General features: G+C 54.6%; 15 protein-coding genes and 1 pseudogene. 2 read left to right on the top strand and 14 right to left on the bottom strand.

Translation table 11 applies throughout. The features are described 5' to 3' along the window. Positions 1-79 precede the first annotated feature (79 nt). The 3 genes from IQ22_RS16985 to IQ22_RS16995 form a co-directional block, all read right to left on the bottom strand. Positions 80-433 (bottom strand): rhodanese-like domain-containing protein, encoded by a 354-nt coding sequence (locus IQ22_RS16985; protein ID WP_145144158.1) that lies wholly within the window; start codon positions 431-433, stop codon positions 80-82. 30 nt (positions 434-463) lie between these two features. Continuing rightward, on the bottom strand, positions 464-1,813 hold the full coding sequence (gene chrA / locus IQ22_RS16990; RefSeq protein ID WP_145144160.1) for a chromate efflux transporter: 1,350 nt from the start codon (positions 1,811-1,813) through the stop codon (positions 464-466). A gap of 139 nt (positions 1,814-1,952) precedes the next feature. Next, entirely contained in the window at positions 1,953-3,296 is a 1,344-nt protein-coding gene (locus IQ22_RS16995) for an alanine/glycine:cation symporter family protein (protein ID WP_145144162.1), read from the bottom strand. Positions 3,297-3,593: 297 nt separating this feature from the next. On the opposite strand from IQ22_RS16995, the gene IQ22_RS17000 reads away from it, so the two are divergent. After that, complete coding sequence (locus tag IQ22_RS17000; protein WP_145144164.1) at positions 3,594-4,223, top strand: hypothetical protein; 630 nt, start codon at positions 3,594-3,596, stop codon at positions 4,221-4,223. Positions 4,224-4,308: 85 nt separating this feature from the next. Here IQ22_RS17000 and IQ22_RS17005 read toward each other — a convergent pair. The 11 genes and pseudogenes from IQ22_RS17005 to amaB all read right to left on the bottom strand — a co-directional run. Beyond that, positions 4,309-5,313 (bottom strand): annotated as a pseudogene (locus IQ22_RS17005) (glycoside hydrolase family 5 protein); the annotation flags it as partial. Positions 5,314-6,056: 743 nt separating this feature from the next. Then, positions 6,057-7,856, bottom strand: coding sequence for a glycoside hydrolase family 5 protein (locus tag IQ22_RS17010; RefSeq protein WP_145144168.1), 1,800 nt, complete (start codon positions 7,854-7,856; stop codon positions 6,057-6,059). A 1,067-nt stretch (positions 7,857-8,923) separates the two neighbouring features. Next, positions 8,924-10,582, bottom strand: coding sequence for a glycoside hydrolase family 5 protein (locus IQ22_RS17015; protein WP_145144383.1), 1,659 nt, complete (start codon positions 10,580-10,582; stop codon positions 8,924-8,926). A gap of 899 nt (positions 10,583-11,481) precedes the next feature. Next, positions 11,482-12,243: an SDR family oxidoreductase gene (locus IQ22_RS17020; RefSeq protein WP_145144170.1), complete on the bottom strand. Its 762-nt coding sequence runs from the start codon at positions 12,241-12,243 to the stop codon at positions 11,482-11,484. Between the two features lie 809 nt (positions 12,244-13,052). Further along, the gene (locus IQ22_RS17025; RefSeq protein WP_145144172.1) at positions 13,053-13,766 is read right to left on the bottom strand and encodes an ABC transporter ATP-binding protein; all 714 of its coding nucleotides are present in this window, start codon (positions 13,764-13,766) and stop codon (positions 13,053-13,055) included. Next, positions 13,763-14,638 carry an ABC transporter ATP-binding protein gene (locus tag IQ22_RS17030; RefSeq protein ID WP_145144174.1) on the bottom strand — a complete coding sequence of 292 codons (876 nt, stop codon included), beginning with the start codon at positions 14,636-14,638 and terminating at the stop codon, positions 13,763-13,765. The genes IQ22_RS17025 and IQ22_RS17030 overlap by 4 nt, the downstream gene beginning before the upstream one ends. Further along, positions 14,635-15,972, bottom strand: a complete 1,338-nt coding sequence (gene livM, locus IQ22_RS17035) for a high-affinity branched-chain amino acid ABC transporter permease LivM (RefSeq protein ID WP_145144176.1) — start codon at positions 15,970-15,972, stop codon at positions 14,635-14,637. The genes IQ22_RS17030 and livM overlap by 4 nt, the downstream gene beginning before the upstream one ends. 3 nt (positions 15,973-15,975) lie before the next feature. Beyond that, positions 15,976-16,890, bottom strand: a complete 915-nt coding sequence (locus tag IQ22_RS17040) for an ABC transporter permease subunit (RefSeq protein WP_145144385.1) — start codon at positions 16,888-16,890, stop codon at positions 15,976-15,978. Positions 16,891-17,139: 249 nt separating this feature from the next. Continuing rightward, positions 17,140-18,258, bottom strand: a complete 1,119-nt coding sequence (locus IQ22_RS17045) for a branched-chain amino acid ABC transporter substrate-binding protein (protein WP_145144178.1) — start codon at positions 18,256-18,258, stop codon at positions 17,140-17,142. Positions 18,259-18,540: 282 nt separating this feature from the next. Further along, the gene (amaA, locus tag IQ22_RS17050; protein ID WP_145144180.1) at positions 18,541-19,821 is read right to left on the bottom strand and encodes an L-pipecolate oxidase; all 1,281 of its coding nucleotides are present in this window, start codon (positions 19,819-19,821) and stop codon (positions 18,541-18,543) included. A 164-nt stretch (positions 19,822-19,985) separates the two neighbouring features. Beyond that, entirely contained in the window at positions 19,986-21,476 is a 1,491-nt protein-coding gene (amaB, locus tag IQ22_RS17055; RefSeq protein WP_145144182.1) for an L-piperidine-6-carboxylate dehydrogenase, read from the bottom strand. Between the two features lie 148 nt (positions 21,477-21,624). Here amaB and IQ22_RS17060 point away from each other — a divergent pair, with 148 nt between their 5' ends. Beyond that, positions 21,625-22,524 (top strand): LysR substrate-binding domain-containing protein, encoded by a 900-nt coding sequence (locus tag IQ22_RS17060; RefSeq protein ID WP_145144184.1) that lies wholly within the window; start codon positions 21,625-21,627, stop codon positions 22,522-22,524. The last annotated feature ends 21 nt before the right edge of the window (positions 22,525-22,545 follow it).

Below are 22,545 nucleotides of genomic sequence, written 5' to 3' on the forward strand. Positions count from 1 at the left end.
CACCATCGCCATCGGCGAGACAAGGTCTTGAAAACGCAGAGCGTCAAACGCTCTGCGTTTTTTTATGCCTGCGATACGCTCAGTCTGCCTGGGTACTGTATGCGGCCATGCCGCCCTCAATGGAAACGACCTGGGTATATCCCATGCGCTGCAGACTGTCCGCCGCTAAAGCACCCCGGTTGCCGCCGCCACAGTAGCACACGATCGGCGTGTCCTTGGTCGGCGCTACATCCTCGATAGTCATCTCTAGGATACCTCGACTCATATGCCTTGCCCCGTCCAGGTGGGCCCGCTCGAACTCATCGCGCTCCCGAACATCCAGCAATACGGCCCCACCTTTGACCATCTCCTCTGCTTCCTTTGGTGAAATCTGTCGAATACGGGATTTAGCCTCAGCGGCCAGTTTGAGAAAATCGCCTGAATGTTTAGCCACGTGATCCTCCTTGGCAGCCAGGCTGCTCCTTCATACCCTTAACAGATACACAATCAACCCTGTGACAGAACAGGCTAGCAGCACTTCGATCACCGTGCGCTTGAATCGGAACAGCGCTATGGCTGCCGCCAGGGCAATAAGCGCTGAAGGCCAGTCGAAGACGCCCTTGAAACCTTCGGGCCAGAGCACGTGATAGCCGAAAAACAAGGCCAGATTGAGGATAACGCCTACTACCGCCGCGGTAATCGCCGTTAGCGGTGCAGTGAACTTCAGAACATTGTGGGTAGACTCTACCAGCGGTCCGCCGACCAAGATGAAGAGAAACGAAGGCAGGAAAGTGAACCAAGTCACCAGAACGGCAGCCAGCGCACCGGCGGCAAAAGTAAGCTCTGGGCCGAGCACCGCCTGACCGTACCCGCCGATAAACGCCACGAAGGCCACTACCATGATCAGCGGGCCTGGTGTAGTTTCGCCCAAGGCGAGCCCATCAATCATTTGGGTAGGCGTCAGCCAACCATAATGCGTGACGGCGCCCTGATAGACATACGGCAATACAGCATAGGCACCGCCAAAAGTTAACAAGGCCGCCTTGGTGAAAAACCAGGCCATCTGCGTAAAGGTATTGTCCCAGCCGAACACGCTCACCAACAGCCCCATCGGGACTATCCAAAGCAGCGCACCGATAACGGCCAGACCGTACAGACGCGACCAGCGAAACCGGGCATGCGCGGGGACGGGTGTCTGGTCATCGATCAATGCAGCTCCGTAAGACGTACCCTGACTACCATGCCCTCCCCCGGCCCTGAATGCTTCAGGAGCGATGCGGCCACCCGCATAGCCAATCACCGCCGCACCCAGCACAATCAGGGGAAACGGAACGCCCAGCGCAAAGATTGCGACGAACGAGGCCGCGGCAATGGCCCATAACCAACCGTTCTTTAAGGCACGACTGCCAATTCGATGAGCGGCTTGTACCACGATCGCCGTGACAGCAGGCTTGATGCCATAGAAAAGGCCGGCCACCACGGGCACCTCGCCAAAAGCGATATAAACCCAGGACAGCCCGATCAGGATAAACAAGGACGGCAGTACGAACAGCGCACCGGCAATCACGCCACCCCAGGAGCGATGCATCAGCCAGCCGATATAGGTTGCCAGCTGTTGAGCCTCGGGGCCAGGAAGTACCATGCAGTAATTGAGCGCATGAAGGAAACGTCGCTCGGATATCCACCGCCTGCGCTCTACCAGCTCTTGGTGCATGATCGAGATCTGCCCGGCAGGCCCGCCAAAGCTGATGAAGCCCAGCTTGAGCCAGAACAGGAATGCAGAAAACACGCTGACCGGCTCAGGTGGCGCCGGGGAGGTATCTGTAGCCGACATGGAGATGCTCTTGTTGTTGAATGGTTGCCGTTATAGCGCAGGCCCATTCGGCATACCATGTCGACATGACACTGTTGTGTGTGCAAACGCAACGGGTAGCGGCGTACCGCGGCTTTCGATCGCGATACGCCAGGAGCCGTCACGCCTTGGCGAAGTAGTCTCGCGTCAACTTGACCACAACCGGGCTGAGCAACAGCAGGGAGATCAGGTTGGGAATTGCCATCAAGCCGTTGAGCGTATCGGCCAGCAGCCAGGCGAAATCCAGATGCGCGATGGCTCCAAACGGCACGGCAGCTACAAAGACAATCCGGAACGGCAGGATCGTTTTTGCTCCGGCCAGGAACTCCCAGCAACGCTCGCAGTAATAGCTCCAGCCCAGAATGGTAGTAAAGGCAAATACCACCAGCGCCACGGTCAGGATGACTCCACCCACACCCGGCATGGCCGATTCGAAGGCGGCTGCTGACAAGGCCGCCCCGCTCTGCCCGCTGGTCCATAGGCCCGAGCAGAGAATAGCGAGACCGGTCATGGTGCAAATCACCAGGGTATCGATGAAGGTTCCCAGCATGCCGATCATGCCGGAGCGCACAGCACTGTTGGTCGTTCCAGCTGCCTGGGCGATACCGGCTGTTCCCAGACCCGCCTCGTTGGAGAAAATGCCGCGCGCCACGCCAAACCGGATCGCGGCCATAACAGCCGCCCCGGCAAATCCCCCGGTTGCTGCGGCAGGCGTAAACGCATGGGTAAACACCAGACCTAGGGCGTGAGGAATGGCCTCGGCATGGACGATGAGTACAACAATGGCAGCAATGATATAAGCGATACACATGGCAGGAACCAGCGAAGACGCTACCGCGCCAATACGCTTGATGCCGCCCAGAATGACCAGACCAACCACGACCATCGTTACCACGCCGGTCACCCACAGCGGGATGGCAAAGGTTGCGTCGAGCGCCTGGGCCATACTGTTGACCTGCACCATATTGCCGATTCCGAAACCGGCGAGCCCGCCAAACAATGCAAAGGCACCCCCTAGCCAAGCCCAGCGTGGGCCCAGGCCATTACGAATGGCATACATCGGTCCGCCCACATGCTCGCCGCGCTCACCCTTCTCACGGTAATGCACCGCCAGGACAACCTCTGAATACTTAGTGGCCATACCGACCAAGGCCGTACACCACATCCAGAATAGTGCCCCCGGTCCACCTAGAAATATGGCAGTCGCAACGCCAGCAATGTTGCCGGTGCCTACGGTTGCGGCCAAACAGGTCATCAATGCTTGAAACGGACTGATTTCGCCGCTTTCGTCGTCATCTTTGGTACGCCCCTTCCACATCAGACGAAAACCAGTACCCAACTTTGCCAAGGGCATAAGCTTGAGCCGCAGCATCAGGAACAGGCCGGTGCAAAGAATAAGGATCAGCATCGGCACGCCCCAAACGAGGCCGTTAAGGTCATTGACCCAGGTATGGAGAAGTTCCACGTAAAGGCTCCTTGCTTTTTATCGGGCGTGGCGGGTAACGGACGCCCTTTAACGAGGTCTAGCCATGAGTGATTGGCCTCAGGCACAGTGCAGCCTGAAGCCAAAATAGTACTCATGACGCTAGCGATCATGTGCGCTCCCGAACGGCTGCTCGTCGCAGTCGGGAGGCAGGAAAGAGGATGCTAGCATGCGCGCCGCTTCTAAGCGGGATGAGATGGCGCCAGGGTCATTCGAAAACAGGACATACCTTGCTCCAGACGTTACGGTCTGAATGTTCAATCCTTTCGGAGAAACGCCATGCATACCTCAGCTGAAATCCGCTGGTTCTGGCCCAGCACGCTGCCGGAAGGACTCTTCGACTGGTTCTGCCATCCCAGCCCTGAAGCCCATGCTCCAGGGGGAGGCCAGTGCAAGACGCATTGCTATCTGCGCGATAACACCCAGGCCGAACTCGGCATGAAATACCGCCCGGGCAAGCCTGAGGTCGAGGTCAAGGGATTGGTCGAACGCACCTGGGCCAGGCTCAACGCGGAACCGTTCGCCGGGCCGGTTGAACTCTGGAGTAAATGGACTTCACAAAGGCTTCACCTGCAAGAGCAGCCCCTCATTGCACTTGAAAAGCGGCGCTGGCTGCGCCTGTTCACAACATCCGCTTCAACTGTCGTAGAACTGGCCCTGAATGCCGATGAAGGCCTACAGAACCCTTGCAGTGTCTGGCCGACACGCGGTTGCACCATTGAGTTAACCGAACTTCGACTTGATGGCACGCTCGTCGGCTGGACATTGGGGCTGGAAGCCTTTGGGACATTAGCCGAACTGCCCCATCAGCTCCATAGTTTGGCCCAACACCTAGCGGCCCATCATCCGCCGGCCTTTGGCGATGCGATACAGGGAAGCTATCCCGTCTGGCTTCAACAGTTCGCCTGAGGCGCCAGCAAGGCCGAACCCTGTCTCAAGGAGAAGAGCGCCCCGCTTAACGCGGAGCGCCTCATGCATCACCAGAGCGTTATTACAACGGACCAAACGTGGTGCAACGGGTATTGTTGATGTACTTTTTCAACGTTGGCCACTGAGGGCGCTCTACGCCATTGATCGGCTCGACCGATAGGAAGTAGTCCCCCCAGCCTGGCCCTGCCGCCCAATAGGTTGACGGGATGCAGTTATCCCGCAGGTAAGCCAGCATGTTATCCATGATGGTATTCCAGCGGGCGTCGTTATCCGGCACACCGAACTCACCGATATAGCCTTTCTTACCGTTCTTCTTCAACCACTCTACGAACGGCTTGACCCGCTCCACCCCGTAGGTTGCACTCAAAGTTCCGACATCAACGCCTGTGTAATTCCCACCCGCGCCATCATCAAAGTAGGTATGCGCTTCAAAGATAAGGTTGTTGGCAGGGTCCGTCAGTTTGAGCAGAGGATCATTCCACTGTGCCCAGCGGGTCGCCTCAGCCCAGCCATTGCCTTCGATAAAGATCGGGCGCGTCTTGTCTACTGCACGCACACCGTTAATGCCGTACTGAGCGGCGGTCGGCCAGTAGGCCAGAGCATCGTGCGGCTCGTTCATGATGTCATAGGCATAAAGAGACGACTGACCGCTCCAACGCTGGGTGATTTTCGTCATGACATCCTGATACTTGGCATACGGAACGCTACTGGTGCCAATAATCTGGCCCCGATAACGGGCATAGTTGTGCAGGTCAAGAATAACCTTGACGTTATACTTCTGGGCATAACCAAAGGTACGGTCGATCAACGCTATGTAGGTAGGATCCAGCGCACCGCCCAGAGTCGGCTGCAAGCGTTCCCAAATAATAGGAAAGCGGACCAGCTTGATGCCCTTCGCGCTCCACTGCTGAAAATAAGATTCCACCGGGAAAATATAATTGGTGCCGTTGACACCCGGCAGTACCTGCGGCGCAAAACCGGCACCCGACAGATTGAGCCCAAGCAACTCGACCGACTCGGCACGGACCGTCGTGCTGACCATAGCCGCTATGGCAGCCAAGGGAAGCATCGTCTTGAACAGACGGCTGGAGCGTAACGCACGAAATACAGTTGAAACGTTCATCAATTCACCATTACTACTAGTGATATTCAACGCACGCGCCCAGGCCCCATGAAAAGGGAGGTGATAAGTTGTCAATCATGGAGCGACCATGAGTGGACGCGAGCAGTGAGGTCTTCCATATGGGAAACGTCCTAGAGCTCAACCGTGAGCGGGGACATGCTGGCCAAGGGCAGCGCTAGTGGCAGCATTTAGAAGCGATTCAGCGAATCGCTAGTGGCAGGCGGACTTCCTTTCACAGAAAAGATAAGCCGGAGCCAGAGGGTCATATCCTATGAGACGTCCTAACATGACAGGGGGTAAGCATCGTCAATGCCCAATAAACCGGGCGCTTTGAGTAATAGTCGTTTTTAGAAAACGGACCTGTAGTCACGCCTTACCACCCGCTTCCTTGCATCCAGAACTCTTGTAAAAATAAGTGACAAATTTTTATCGCCGCCACTGTATGTAACAATATGTGTGCCAACTTTGCTGAAAGCAGCGCTATCAGTTCTTCTTACTGACCGATGTATTGGCCTTACTAGCTAACCACCGCTTTCAATAGGCATAAAAAAAGGCAGAAGCCTTTACGACTTCTGCCTTTGAATTCTGAATACACGAACTATATTCAGAAGAATTTCCTATATAGAGCGTTCTGAATCAGCCTATCCATGACAAGATGAATGAACGTCTCCTGATTGGGCCCTTATCGATTAGTTAGATGCCAGCGTTAGTGTCTTCGGATAACCTACGGTAGATCCGCTCACCACAGCGCCATCCAGATAAACCCCCATGTTCTTGCCAATCTGAACATAAGTAATCTTGCGAACCTGCCCGTTAGCCATTTTCACGGAAGCACCCACCTTGAACGCAGCCTTGTTGGCAGCCGTTGCCGGGATCGAGAAGCCAGGCTTCTTGCGATAAACCCCATTCAACCAATCGGCATTGGTGAAGTTATTGATCGTGCTGGTAACTACCGTTGTTGCAGCGGTTGAGGTTTTTGCTGTGGTTGTGGAAGGCGTAGATGCCGTGGATGTAGCTGTAGAGGAAACAAGGGTAAGCGTCTTCGGATAACCCACAGTAGTTCCGTTTAGCACAGCACCGTCCAGATAGATCCCCATGTTGTTGCCAATCTGAACATAGGTGATCTTGCGAACTTCGCCATTAGCCAGTTTGACCGAAGCACCGACCTTGAACGCAGCCTTGTTGGCAGCCGTTGCCGGGATGGAGAAGCCAGGCTTCTTGCGATAAACCCCATTCAACCAATCGGCATTGGTGAAGTTATTGATCGTGCTGGTAACGGCCGAACTGGCAGACGCGCTTGGCGCGGTGCTTGTACTGGTAGTAGGCGCAGTAGTGGAGCCGCTACTGGAGCCCGTGGTCGTAGAGGGCGTAGTAGCTACCGGAGTCGACCCTGTACCACTGGAGGTGGTAGGTGTAGTAGTACCGGCTTTCAACGGACCATAAGCCGAACAGCTAGTGTTATCTACATATTTTTTCAGGGTTGCCCACTGCGGACGTTCCTTGCCATTGACTGGCTCAACCGACATGAAGTAACTGCCCCAGCCTGGACCCGCCGCCCAGTAGGAAGCAGGGATACAGTTCTGCTTCAGGTACGCCAGCATGTTGTCCATCAGCAGGTTCCAGCGCGGGTTGTTGTCCGGTACGCCGAACTCACCAATATAGCCACGCTTGCCGTGCTTCTTCAGCCACTCAACGAAGGGCTTGACCCGATTAACGCCATACATGGCGTCGAGCTTGTTCACATCAACGCTGTCGTAGCTGCCGCCCGCGTTTTCATCAAAATACGAGTGCGCCGAGAAGATGATGTTGTTGGACGGATCCTTCAGGTTCAGCAGCGAATCGTTCCACTCAGCCCAACGTGTAGCACTGGCCCAGCCATTACCTTCAACAATGATCGGGCGCGTCTTGTCTACTGCACGCACGCCGTTGATGCCGTACTGAGCGGCGGTCGGCCAGTAGGCCAGAGCACCGTTGGGCTCGTTCATGATGTCGTAGGCATACAGCGCTGGCTGCTTGCTCCACTGCTGAGCGATCTTGGTCATGATCTCCTGGTAGCGAGCATACGGAACGCTGCTCGTACCAATAACCTGGCCGCGATACTTCGCATAGTTATGCAGGTCCAGGATGATCTTGACGTTGTGCTTTTGAGCGTAACCAAAGGTGCGATCGATAAGGGCTACGTAGGTCGGATCAAGCGGACCGCCCAGTTTGGGCTGCAAGCGTTCCCAGATGATGGGGAAACGCATCGTCTTAATGCCCCTTGCGCTCCACTGTTGGAAATAGGACTCCACCGGGAAGATGTAGTTGGTGCCGTTGATGCCTGGCAGCACGTGCGGAGCAAAACCAGCACCCGACAGGTTCAGGCTGACCAGATCAATTTGCTCGGCTTGTACGGCCGTGCTGCCGAATGCAGCTACCGCTACAAAGGGAAGTGCTTTCTTGAAAAACCGGGTGGAACCTAATTTAGTAAAAAAAGTTGGAGCGTTCATCAATTCACCATTACTGCTAGTGAGAGTTAAAAGCGCAAGCGTCTCCTTGCTCAAACGTATGAGCTGACGCAGCAATTCAAGTGTTACGTTGAGTTATGCGTACAACCGTTCAATAAGCGACACGGCGGTTATTTCACCCCTAAGGATGAACTTCCCGAGACTCAGCCTTGAGTTATGGAAAGCGTTTGCCAGCATTAAAACCACTGGCAATAACAGGAACGATTCAAGAATCGTCTGCTGGGACTTTGCTATGAACACGTCAAACTTATATGAACATATCAAAGTGCCAGTATCCGGAGAGGTACTCATTGAAGCTGCTCTTTCAATGAGTATCCTTCCAATACATCGGCCGCTAAATAAGAATGTTTAATCACACTCTATTTAAGGCTTGATACTGGGTGACGGATTTCCAACATCACAATCCTGTTTATTCAACGGGCATGCCAGAAATAGGATGGTTGGTGGAACGTGGCTTAAGGGTTCTTTACTAATTATTACGGAAAAGAAAATTTATTTATAAACAATGACTTATCGGAACATTAATTTAGAAACAACTTCCCTTTTTATATGTAGAAAGAAGCCTTGACATAACTATTCAAGATGCTGTAGCGATATTGACATGGTATATATGAATAGCATGAATAGCGTTTTCTACTGTATGGCAAGATAAGATGGCCCTGGCGTAGCGGCCTTTAAAGCGTAAATACCATACCTGATAAAACGGTATAAGCCCCGGCCAGACAGGAATGAAAGAATTCCTAACGAGAACGCGTATGAAGTTTTAACTTGAGACAAACGAGAGTGATATTAAATAGCCATCTGCTGAAGAATTATTCGCTTGATACGGTGATGCTCTTTAATGTCTGTCATGGCTGAATTTTGACGGTAATAGAACATAGTTCTGTCTCTATAACCCTCACAAAGCCATTAACATTAATATCAAAATGCCTTCATCATTAGCTATTAAGCTTATGCCATAAAAAAAGCAGAGACCTTTCGGTCTCTGCTTCAAATACGATCCCTTTGATTGACGACAGTGCAGCACTGTCGTCAATCAATGAAGAGAATCAGTTCGACACAGTGCTCAGCTTGTTTGGGTAACCGACTGTCGAACTATTTACAGCTGCACCGTCTACAAACACGCTCATGTTGCTACCAATAACCTGGACATAGTAGATCTTGCGGATCTGACCGTTGGCCATTTTCACAGAGGCACCGACCTTGAACGCTGCCTTGTTTGCAGTAGTCGCTGGGATCGAGAAGCCAAGCTTCTTACGATAAACCCCATTCAGCCAATCCGTGTTAGTGAAGTTATTGATCGTACTGGTTACACCCGTCGCGGCTGGGGTCGTCGGCGCAGGTGTAGGTGCTGTCGGCGTGCTTCCAGAAACAGGGGCTGTGGACGTTGATGACACAACCGTCAGCGTCTTGGGGTAACCAACGGCGTTACCGTCAAGCAGAGGCCCTTCCACGAATACGCTCATGTTGCTACCTACCACCTGAACAGACGTAACCTTGACGGTCTGCCCATTAGCTAAACGTACAAAGGCTCCTACCTTGAACGCGGCTACGTTGGCGGTCGTGGCCGGAACAGAAAACCCAGCCTTGGCCCGATACACACCGTTCAACCAATCTCCATTGGTGAAACTATTGATCGCACTGGTAACACCGTCACTGGTAGAAGGTGCCGGGGTTGGAGCGGTCGGTGCTGGCGTAGGAGCCGCGCCGGTTGCCATAGGGCCATAGGCCGTACAACTGGTGTTATTAATGTACTTTTGCAGTGTTGGCCATTGTGGGCGCTCTTTGCCATTAATGGGCTCGACGGCCAACTTATAGGATCCCCAACCTGGACCGGCAGCCCAGTACGTAACTGGAATGCAGTTCTGGCGAAGGTAAGCTAGGACATTGTCCAGCACCACGTTCCAGCGCGCATCGTTATCGGGTATGCCGATCTCACCGATCATTCCGCGTTTGCCATTCTTTTTCAGCCACTCGACAAAGGGTTTGATACGGTTCACGCCATACTGCGGATCAAGGTTAGCAGCCGTGACATTGTTGTAAGTGCCACCAGAGCCTTCATCCCAATATGAATGAGCCTGGAAGATCAGGTTGTTGGACGGGTCCTTCAGATTCAGCAAAGGATCGTTCCACTGCGGCCATTGGTAGGCACCGGCCCAGGCATTACCTTCAATAAATATCGGGCGCCTCTTGTCCACAGCACGTACACCATTAATACCGTGCTGGGCCGCAGTCGGCCAGTAGGCCGTAGCATCATGCGGCTCGTTCATGATGTCGTAGGCATAGAGGCCCGGATGGCTGCTCCACTGCTTGGCGATCTGCGTCCAAACTTCTTGATAGCGTGCATAAGGAACGCTGTTGGTACCAATGACCTGGCCGCGGTAGCGGATATAGTTGTGCATGTCCAGAATGATCTTCATGTTGTACTTCTGGGCATATCCCAGTGTACGAGTGATCAATCCGGCATACGTCGGATCCAGCGGGCCGCCCAGCGTAGGCTGTAAGCGCTCCCACAGGATGGGGAAACGAATCAGGCGGATGCCTTTACTGCTCCAGTACTGGAAATAACGCTCTTCGGCAAAGAAGAAGTTTGTTCCGTTTACACCTGGCAGAACATGATCGGCGAACTCGGCTCCGGCGATGTTCAAACCGACCAGGTCAACTTGCTCGGCACGGGCTGTAGTACTGCCGAACGCCAAAGCGGCCATAAGGGGAAGAAGGGTTTTCAAGGAACGATTGAAACGTAACTTCTTGCCTACTGCTGAAGTTTTCACACATTCACCATAACGAATCGTGAGTTATTAAGCGCAAACGTCTCCATAGCCTTACTTAAAAAGCAGACGCAGCATGAACTTTTTAACGCTCAGTTAAAAAGATGCTGCCGGCCATCGAATGGCGCGGCGGTTATTTCATCCCTAAGAATGAACTTCCCGGCACTCACTCCTGAGTTATGGAAGTATTTGCCAGTTATAACAACTGACGACAGCAAGAAAGGCCTAAGAAACCTTTATGCTGGGCATGTGATAGAGGCTTTATATCGCTGTAAAACCGCACACATTTAATGCCAATACAAAGAATGGCGAATCTATAGGAGCAGCACTAAAAATGCCTTTTTCAACGAAGGACATTGCTTATTAAAAAGCTTTTATTCGCCCTCTTTGATATGCCCCTTGCGTTGCACAAAGACCTATTCAATCAATATGCCAATTCAAGGAATAAAACACGCTTGATGATACCGTTCGTCGCCCTTCGAAAGGAGCGCTCTAGCGTGATAGTTTCAAAAAAATCATTTTAGAGTGAAACAAGGTGTGCGTAGCGCGTTGCCTAGCGGCTTATAGAAAATGCCTCTGATTACGCCAGTTTTTTGTCGACAAGATGGGGTCCACCATAGCCCGTCAAGATTATGTCCACATTGAGAAAAAGCCGAATGCCGAAGTAATCAAGCCTTGTGGAATAGAGTTTCGTAATGAGATCTAGAAATGCAGGCGATAAAAAGGCAAAAGCCTAAATGGCTTTTGCCTTTAAAAACCCTTTATTGCTGGAACCTATTCGGGCAGAACCAGATAGGGTATGACGGCACACGTTGTTGTGTACCGTCAGTACTTCGTTACTCGCTACGATGAATATTGAAGTTATTCCAGGCTTGGCAAGTAGCCATGAGCTCGATGCTGTTGATATTCACGTGCTTGGGCTGATTCAGCGCCCAATGGATCGACTCGGCAATATCTTCAGGCGTGAGGGGATCGGTGCCGGCATAGACCGCATCAGCCTTGGACTTGTCGCCACCAAAACGGACAACGGAAAACTCCGTTTCGGATAAGCCGGGCTCGATGTTGGTAACCCTAACCCCTGTCCCTTGTAGATCGCAGCGCAGGTTCAAGGTGAACTGTTTGACGAACGCCTTGGTCGCGCCATACACGTGGCTGCCCGGGTAGGGCCAGTTTCCAGCAACAGAGCCCAAATTGACGATGCCAGCTCCTGCACCATAAGCAATCAGGCGTGGCAGCAACAGACGAGTGCAATACAACACGCCCTTAATGTTGGTATCGACCATCGTATCCCAGTCGTCAAGATCGCATTGCGGTGCCGGGGTCGTCCCCAACGCCAGGCCAGCATTGTTGACCAATCCACGTAAGGTGGCGAATCGCTCAGGAAGCGCCTGTACCGCGGCCTCTACTGCTGCCCGGTCACGGACGTCGAGAACGATGGAATGGACGTCCGTTTGTTCTGATAACTCCTCAGTCAATGCCTGGAGCCGGTCCTCACGGCGACCCGTGATAATGAGCGACCACCCTTCCTTGGCGAAACGGCGGGCTGTAGCGGCTCCAAATCCGGATGTGGCCCCGGTAATGAACAACGAAGAAGTCATTGGCACAGCTCCTCTCAATGGTTTGGCAAATATTGAGAGTACCCTATGCGCCTTGGCTTGAGACGCTACAGTTACAGATGCAATCGTCAAAACAGGTGAAAACCGTGGCTATGAACAGGTTAATGATCAACCTGTGTTGCTCAGCATTGACCAGCCCTTCTGCTCTGGGCTTATGCTTATTCACAAGGCTGTGCTTATAAGCTGCTTCTTGCACACTATGCAGCAAAATGTTCATACCGCTACAGTTACGTCATAAGACAGGCCTGCACTCAAAACCTGATCATTTTTTGTACAAACTTGCGCAGCCCGCTACAGACATGGCCTGTAGCCATCTACCCCATGGTTATACACAGGCTTGCTCTATAAAAATGCGAATAAAATGAGCAAAACAGGCCATGAGAGCACTGTTCATATTTTGATCAAAAGCCTACAGGCCGCTACCTGCTTGGGCTCTACGTAAGTCTCCATACGTTATACACAGGCTTTTCCAGTGAAAACGTGAGTACTGTGGATATATAAAAATGTGTCCACACAAAGTATTTGATAAAAGACAGAACTCAAAAAATGTCAGCTATTTAGTCTTCTAAAAGTTTTTTATATCCCCTAATAGCAATGTAAAAAAAGGTGGTCGATTTTTAACCACCACGCTGCAGAGCTAGCCAATCCTGGGCTCCAGCAATGGCTGCGCAGCTTGATCACATAGTTATTCACAGGAGCTGTGGACATTCTAAAAACTGTGTAAAACATACTGATTGTTGAATAAAGCCCGCCGAAAGCCTTCTGGCCCCTCAGACGGGCTAAACAAGCGCTTAATGCCCGCCCAAATAGGCTTCTTGCACCTGAGGGTCGGCCAGGAGTTCCTGGCCTGTGCCTGTCATGCGGATTTCACCGGTAACCATCACATAGGCTCGGTCCGACAGCTTGAGCGCATGATTGGCGTTCTGTTCCACCAGAAAGATGGTCATGCCTGACTGAGCCAGCTCACGCAGGATCTGGAAGATATGCTTGACCACAATCGGGGCAAGTCCCAGGCTCGGCTCATCCAGCAGAAGCAGCTTGGGACGGCTCATCAGGGCACGGGCAATCGCCAGCATTTGCTGCTCGCCACCGGACATGGTCATGGCACGCTGGTTGCGGCGCTCCTTCAGCCGCGGGAACAGGTCGAACATACGTTGCATGTCCTCGTCCACCCATTTCGTGCCAATCGGGATGGTGCCCATGAGAAGGTTTTCTTCAACGCTCATATCAGGGAAGACATGCCGCCCTTCCGGCGCCTGGGCAATGCCATTGGACGCCACGAAATGAGCGGTTTTGCGGGTAATGTCCTGGCCTTGGTAAAGAATATTTCCTTGAGCCGCCCGTGGCTGTCCGAAGATGGACATGAGCAGCGTGGACTTACCCGCTCCGTTGGCCCCGATCAGACTGACCGTCTCGCCCTCGTTAATGCTGAGCGAGACGTTTCGAAGCGCCTGGATAGGCCCATAGAACACATCGACATTCTGGAATTCGAGCAATGCTGTCATGCCACTTCCTCCTCATCGGCACCGAGGTACGCGGCGATGACCTTAGGGTTGTGCTTGATTTCATCAGGTATACCCCGGGCAATCACATTGCCATGATCCAGCACGATGATGTGGTCGGAAATACTCATGACCATGCCCATGTCGTGCTCAATGAGCAGCACGGTGATCTGATGATCATCACGCAGCCGGCGAATGATTCGGGAGAGCGCCTCGGTCTCGGCAGGATTCAGGCCCGCTGCCGGTTCGTCCAGACAGATCAGCTCTGGCCGGGTACACATCGCACGGGCGATTTCCAGGCGGCGTTGCTGTCCGTAGGACATCTCGCCGGCCAGGCGGTTAGCACAGTCGCTCAGGCCGACCACTTCCAGCCAGTAAAAAGCCGTGTCCAACGCGGCGTTTTCAGCACGGCGGAACCCTTGGGTATTGAGAACGCCGGCTACCAGGCTACGGTTGACATACATGTGCTGAGCCACCAGCAGGTTCTCCACCACAGACATTTCCTTGAACAGACGAATGTTCTGAAACGTGCGGGCCAGCCCTGCCCGGTTAACCAAGTGTGTACCGCCAAACATCTTGTACCAGAGCCGACTGCCGAGCTGCGCGGGGTTGATAAAGTCGGTCGCCTGAAAGCGCTCGCCCATCACCTTGCCTACCAGCGTGTCCCCCTTTTCGGCGGTATGCAGGGTAATGCGTCCGTCGGTAGCCTTGTAGAAGCCGGTGAGGCAGTTGAAAACGGTGGTCTTACCTGCGCCGTTGGGGCCGATCAGCGCCGTGATCGATAGGCGCTCAACCTCGAAGTCGACACCGGACAGCGCCACGATTCCACCAAAGCGCATGCCTAGCTGGCGGACAGAAAGAATCACATCGCTCATGGCGTTACCTCCTTGCCTGTCACGGGCGTGGGCATGACTCGGGTATGCGCAGCGCTGGGCGGCACGCCCTTGCGTACCTCATAACCACGTCGGCTGATTCGGATCAGGCCACGCGGGCGCCAGATCATCATCAGCACCATCAGGATGCCAAACATCAGGATGCGGTAGTCGGCAAAGCTTCTGAGCAGCTCGGGCAGTATGGTTAAAACAAAGGCTGCAATCACGACGCCTACCGTCGACCCCATACCGCCCAGCACGACAATGGCCAGAATCAGTGCCGACTCGAAGAAGGTAAAGGACGATGGATCGATAAAGCCCTGCTTGGTAGCAAAAAACACCCCTGCGATCCCGGCCGTAGAAGCGCCAATCATGAACGCCGACAACTTGACCAGCACATGATTAAGCCCCATGGCGCGACAAGCGATCTCATCCTCACGCAGGGCCTCCCAGGCCCGACCGACCGGCATACGCGTAAGACGATGCTTGATATACAGCACCGCTAGCACCACGATCACCAATACGACAAAGGTAAAGATAAGCTCGGCGTTGGGGTTGTACTTGAAGCCAAAGAACTCATGGATGGGCGTACCGCCCTCCTTGGCTCGCCGGCCGAATTCGAGCCCGAAAAAGGTCGGATTGGGGACAGGACGGCCATTCGGGCCGCCTGTGAACCCCACCCAGTTGTTCAAGACCAACCGAATGATCTCGCCAAACCCCAGGGTCACGATGGCAAGGTAGTCGCCATGCATCCTGAGGACCGGGAAGCCCAAGAGCGCCCCGGCCAACGCCGCCATCACTGCAGCCAGCGGGATCATCGACCAGAACCCCAACCCCAGGTATTCGTACCCCAGCGCCAGGCCATAGGCGCCAATGGCGTAGAAGCCGACAAACCCTAGGTCCAGCAGCCCCGCCAGACCCACCACAATGTTGAGGCCCAGCCCGAGCAGCACGTAGATCAGGCCCAGGATCACCACCGAGAGCAGGTACTTGTTGGCAAAGAAGGGAAACGCAATCGCCAGGAGGATCAGAATGGGAATGATGAAGCGCAGGTTGGACTTATGGTGCGGCGGCAACACATGCACGCCGCCCCCCGGCTTGCTGAACGACTCCGCTATCTTCTGACCGCGGACGGTCTGTAGAAACAGGCTCAGGCAGAAACGACCAAGCATGACGATGCCGATGAGCACGGCCAGCCGCTTGGGCTCAGTCTGGAAACTGTAGCCCTGTAACACGATACCGACGATGGGGCCGAACACCACCAGCGAGATGAGGCCGGCCATCACGGTATCGATCAGGCAGCGCTTGAGGTCAAACGACGTCTGGTAACCGGACATGGCTTACACCTTCGCTACCTGGGGCTTGCCCAGGAGTCCTTGCGGTCGAAAGATCATGATCGTGACAAGCAACGAAAAGGCGAATACGTCTTTAAAGTCCGAGTTCACCAGCCCAGAGAACTGTGCCTCGGCTACGCCCAGGATGATGCCGCCAAGCATGGCGCCCGGCAGCGAGCCGATGCCACCGAGTACCGCCGCCGTAAAGGCCTTGATGCCAATAATGAAGCCAGCATTGAAGTCAAACGTGCCGTAGTTCAGGGTAATCAGCACCCCAGCCAGTGCGGCCATGGCCGCGCCAATAACAAACACGTAGGAGATTACCCGGTCGGTATTGATACCGAGGATCTGCGCCATCTTGCGATCCTGCTGCGTGGCACGACACATGCGGCCCAGGCGGGTGTACTTGATGATGTAGGTCAGGATCAGCATGCCCGCGATGGACGCGACGATGATGAACAGCTTGGTGTACGTCAGCTGTACGAAGCCTTCCCCAATATGGAAGCGCAACGCACCGTCAAGCATGGTAGGAATGCCCTGTTGCCGGGCGCCCTGGCTGATCTGAACATAGTTCTGCAGGATCAGCGACATGCCAATGGCCGAAATGAGCGGGGCCAGGCGCGTTGAGTTGCGCAGCGGCTTATAGGCAATGCGCTCGATGGCATAGCCGTACATGCCGGTTACCGCAATGGTGAATAACAGCGTGCCAAAAATGATGAAGGGAAAGGACTCGAAGCCAAAGAAACTGAGCAGCGCGATACCAATGGCGGCGAGATATGCCGACACCATGTACACGTCCCCGTGTGCAAAGTTGATCATGCCAATGATGCCGTAAACCATGGTGTAACCAATGGCAATCAGGCCATAGACTGACCCGAGGGTCAGGCCGTTGATGAGTTGTTGCAGGAAGATTCCATCCACGATCAGATTCTCACGTAGTGGGAATAGGTGGACAGTCAGTGAAGCCAACGAACAACTGAGGACCAATCGGATAAAGCGGACCGGGCATGTACCTAGCAAACGAAGCCTCATGCCTCGCGCTGTTTCCAATACCCATCCCTCTATCCGAGCCCTCGCCAGGCGAGGAATCAGCGGCTATTCATTCAGGCGACCCGGCTGCCCTTGTATGCAGCATGACCATCCGCCTCAAGACGGATGGCCAGTATGGGTTTACAGCTGCTTGTATTTGCCGTCCGGGCCCCATTGGTACATAACGTAGTCCGAGACCTTAAGGTCGCCCTTCTGATCCCAGCTTTTTTCGCCCATCACTGTTTTTACCGAGTTCTGCTTGAGCCACTCGGCAGCCTCCTCACCATCGGTACTGCCTGCACCATTGAAAGCAGCCGCCAATGCCTGGACCGAGGCGTAGGAATAGAGTGTGTAGCCCTCTGGCTCATAACCGTTGGCACGGAACTTCTCGATTACCGCCTTGCCGTCAGGCAGCAGTCGGGGATCAGCGCCAAAGGTCATCAGCACACCATTGACGTACTGAGCGCCTCCAGCCGTGGTTACCAGCTCATCCGTGACGATGCCGTCACCCGACACAAACTTGGCTGTAACGCCTTGCTCACGCATCTGCCGGACCAGAGGCCCCGCCTCGGCATGCAGGCCACCAAAGTAGACGACTTCTGCACCTGAAGAGCGAACCTTGGTCACCAAGGCATTGAAGTCTTTCTCGCCGCGGGTCAGCCCCTCATAGAGCACTTCTTTTACCCCGCGCTTGTTGAGCTGTGCCCGTGTGGCATCAGCTAGCCCCTGGCCGTAGGTATCCTTGTCATGAATGATTGCAACCTTCTGAGCCTTGAGCTGATCGACAATATAGTCACCAGCCACAATGCCCTGCTGATCATCACGCCCGCACATGCGGAACTCAGCATTGAAACCGCGCTCGGTTACCTGCGGGTTGGTAGAGCCCGGGGTAATCGAAATGATACCTGCCTCGTCGTACACCTCAGAAGCGGGAATAGTAGACGAGGAGCAGAAGTGGCCAACAACACCAACAACCTTGTCCGAATCCACCAGACGGTTAGCGACGGCTACCGCCTGCTTGGGTTCACAGGCGTCATCGGCACGGATCAGTTTGATCTTTTCACCGTTGACCCCGCCTGCCGCATTGATATCTTCAGCCGCCTGGCTTGCGCCTCGCCAGAACTGCTCACCAAACGCTGCATTTGCACCGGTCATGGGACCGGCCACACCAATCAAAACATCAGCCTGTGCAAAGGAAGACAAACCCAGCGCACTTGAAACCGCCAGAGCCAGAAAACCATTTCTGTGAATCTTCGACATGGGGAGTTTTGCTCCTGAGGAGGGATTGTTGGCACTGCATGAACAGCAAACCACATGCCAAAGCGCTACTACGTCTATAAAAAGCTTAAAAACATAGGCTTATGGCAAAAATCCAGAGAATTTGAAGAAATTCCCCGATGATGAGCCTTTTGTATTCGACTAAAGAACAGCTTGCTCTGGCCAATGAAACGGAAATAGACCTGCAAATCAGGGTTTCGCAAACGTTTTGCACCCTCCTGATACGCCTGCACAATCTGAACGCACCAAGAGGTAACAATAGGGTTACACGACGATGCGCAAACATTGACCGGCGTGATAAAGGCTAAAACCTGCTTCATAGAGCGGGCTTCGCCATTGACCTACCCCCTGCTGCTCGAATCGGGTAAACGGCATCGGTAGCACTTCGTCACTGCCTCTGCACAAATAGTGTGCAAAGGCCTTCCCAACAACGGTACCGGTGGTTACACCTCGCCCGTTATAACCCGTCATGGCCAACAGGCCGGGAGCTGGTTCGAACAAACGCATCAGATGATCCGGCGTGAACGCGATACAGCCTGTCCAGGTGTACTCCCATTCGATCTTGCCGAGACGCGGAAAGTAATAGCGTTGAATGCGGTCCGCCCAGGCCTCGATGAACCAGGCAGGCCGATTCGACATATTACCCAGGCTGCCCAATAACAAACGGCCGTCCGCATCCCGGCGAATACTGCTGAGCACCGTCCGGGTATCCCACGAACCTTGCCCGCCGGGCAGGATAAAGTCAGCCTCCTCCCCAAGCGGCGTGGAGGCGACCTGATAGTAATAGCCGGGGAAAAAATGATTACGCAGCGTGGTCCACTCGCCTTCGGTATAGGCATTGGAAGCCATGATGACCTGCTCGGCCAGCACGGTTCCTTGAGCCGTCACGACGCACCACTTCGCGCTCTGCCGTTCAAGGCACAGAACAGCTGAACGCTCATAAAGCTGAACACCTAACCTTACTGCCGCCCTGGCCAACCCCAGGCTATACGCCATTGGATTAATCGTCCCGGCACGGCGATCCAGCAGCGCACCAGAAACATGGGTAGTGCCGCAGGCTTCGACGCAAGACGCACCGCTTAACAACTCGACGGGCGCACCGCGCCGCTGCCATTGTTCGGCGCGGCTCCTTAAATCTGCGAGGCCCTTGGCATTGTGTGCCATGTGTAGCGTGCCTTTGTGCTGCGCCTGACACTCAATACCGTAGCGCTCGATAAGGGAGAAAACCTCATAAGGAGCGTTGCCCATCACCTTGAGCAGCTTTTCACCCACTTCAGCCCCTAGCGTAGAGACTGCTGTGTCCGGAGGAATCCACATGCCAGCGTTGACCAGCCCGACGTTACGGCCGGAACCGCCATGACCCACTTCATGCGCCTCGACAATTACAACGCGCTTGCCCTGCTCCGCCAAATGCAAGGCAGCGGAAAGCCCGGTAATACCGGCGCCAATGATGCAGATATCAGCGTTGAGCTCGCCCTTCAAAGGCAGCGCATTAAGCGTATTAGGTGACAGGGCTTCCCAAAGGCAGTGCTGGCGGAGCGGCATAGGTATTCCTTCACACAATGACGAGAATCAGGGCCTTGCAAGAAAGGATTGTGGTTTGAAATATCGCTGCGCTCAGGTTATGTACCCAGCCTATCCTGCAAAGTACAGGCGGGATGGGTGGAGCACAGCGAGACCTATCAACCAGGCATCACGTCAATCAGCACTCAGTCGAACACAATACCCTGCGCCAGCGGCAGCTCTCGAGAGTAGTTCACCGTATTGGTCTGACGACGCATGTAACTCTTCCAGGCATCAGAGCCGGACTCGCGACCGCCGCCGGTTTCCTTCTCGCCGCCGAAAGCACCGCCGATTTCGGCACCGCTTGGGCCAATGTTCACATTGGCGATACCGCAATCACTGCCTACCGCCGACAGGAAGGACTCGGCTTCGCGGATATCTGTTGTGAAGATGCAGGACGACAAGCCTTGCGGAACCGCGTTGTTCATAGCGATAGCATCGTTGAATTCGCGGTAGGTCATCACATACAAAATGGGCGCGAAGGTCTCGGTCTGAACCGATTCGCTCTGCTCCGGCATTTCGACAATAGCCGGAGAGACGTAGTACCCATTCGGGTATTGGTCTGCCAGTTGACGCTCACCGCCAAAGACCACACCGCCCTCGCCTTTGGCCTGTTCCAGAATGCCCTGCATGGCCTGGAAGCTCTGCGCGTCGATCAGCGGACCGACCAGGTTACCCTCCAAAGGATGGCCAATGCGCACCTTGGAATAAGCCGACCTCAGGCGAGTGACCAGCTCGTCCTTGATGGACTCATGAGCAATCAGACGGCGCAGCGTGGTGCAGCGCTGGCCTGCCGTACCCACGGCGCTGAAGAGGATGGCACGGACGGCCATGTCGAGATCGGCACTAGGGCCAACGATCATGGCGTTGTTACCGCCTAGCTCCAGCAGCGAACGGCCGAAACGTGCGGCCACACGGGGGCCGACTTCACGCCCCATGCGGGTACTGCCCGTCGCACTGACCAATGCCACACGCGGGTCATCTACCAGCGCCTCACCACTGGTACGGTCGCCCACAATTACCTGACTCAGGTATTCCGGTGCATCGCCAAAGGCTTTCACCGCTCGTTCGAACAATGCCTGGCAGGCCAAGGCGGTCAACGGGGTTTTCTCGGAAGGCTTCCACACCACAGAGTTACCGCAGACGAGGGCAAGTGCGGTGTTCCACGACCAGACAGCTACCGGGAAGTTGAAGGCGCTGATTACACCAACTACGCCCAGCGGATGCCATGTCTCACGCATGTGGTGACCGGGCCGCTCGGAAGCGATGGTCAAACCATACAGCTGACGGGACAGGCCAACAGCGAAGTCGCAAATATCGATCATTTCCTGCACTTCACCCAGCCCTTCCTGAGTGATTTTGCCGGCCTCCCAGGAGACCAACTCGCCCAGGTCGGCTTTGTGCTTGCGCAGTTCCTCACCTAACAGGCGGACCAATTCGCCGCGGTGTGGCGCCGGCACAGCGCGCCACGCCTGAAAGGCCTTGTCAGCACGGGTAATCTTTTGTTCCACCTCGGCGGCGCTTTCCAGTGTGACGGCACCGAGCGAGCTACCATCGATAGGCGTGAACACGGTGTGGTTGCCGTTCTGGTAAAGGCTTGGATCAACGCCGAGGCGGCTAAGCAGTGCATCGATCATGGCGGGGCTCCTTGAGTCATTATGAACTCAGTATTAGCCAGTAGACACCTGCTCAACAAACGACCTTTGCTAGGTTTATCATTCCTTTTTTTCATGAAGCCCCATACGCAGCGGTATGCCTGCGCGCCGGCTCAGGTTGGAGCTATTTATGTCTCGTCGCCACATGCCCTCGATTACCGCCATGCAGTGCTTCGAAACTGTGGCGCGGCACTTGAGCTTTACACGAGCCGCCGAAGAGTTAAGCCTGACCCAGAGCGCCGTGAGCAAACAGGTGGCCCAACTCGAAGAGCAGTTGGGCCACCCTCTTTTCCGTCGCGTACGGCAGCGTCTCCAGATGACGCCGGCCGGCTCGCTCTATCTTTCTGAGGTCAGCAAGATTCTTACCCAGATCGAGATGTCGACCCATTACATCCGCTCCTATGGTGGCGAAACCGAGGTGCTGCGCGTGGTGACACCGCCTACCTTTGGCGAGCGTTGGCTGATCCCGCGTCTGAAGGGCTGGCGCCTGCGGTATCCCTCCATCCATCTGGATGTGCGGCATGAAGTAAAGACCATGGACCTCAACGATCCACCCTGCGATGTGGCGCTCTTTGCGGGTCAGGGCCGCTGGCCCGGAGCAGAATGCACTCCATTGATGACTGAGGACATGGTGCCGGTCTGCGCACCCGGTCTCTGGCCAGAGGGTCATCTAAGCGATCCGACACAATTGGCCGACTACATCCTGCTCCAGAACGTCGCCCGGCCCGAGGCATGGCACGAATGGTTCCAGAGTCAAGGGCTGCATACCGAGCACAGCTACCATGGCCCACGCTTCGATACCTTTACCATGTGCATTCGCGCTGCGCAGGTTGGTTGTGGAGTAGCCTTGGTGCCGCGTTTTCTCATCGACGAAGAACTGGCCGAGGGCAAGTTGGTAATCGCCTGGCCGCACAGTTTGACCAGCCCGCATACATATTTTCTTGGCTACCCCGAACATGCGGCGGAAGTCCCCAAGATCAAAAAATTCGTCGCCTGGATTCGTGAGCGGATCGAGACACCTACCCTTTAAGCAGTCCAGCCCCACAGACCT

The sequence above is a fragment of the Pseudomonas duriflava genome (genome assembly GCF_007830155.1).
GTDB lineage: Bacteria > Pseudomonadota > Gammaproteobacteria > Pseudomonadales > Pseudomonadaceae > Chryseomonas > Chryseomonas duriflava.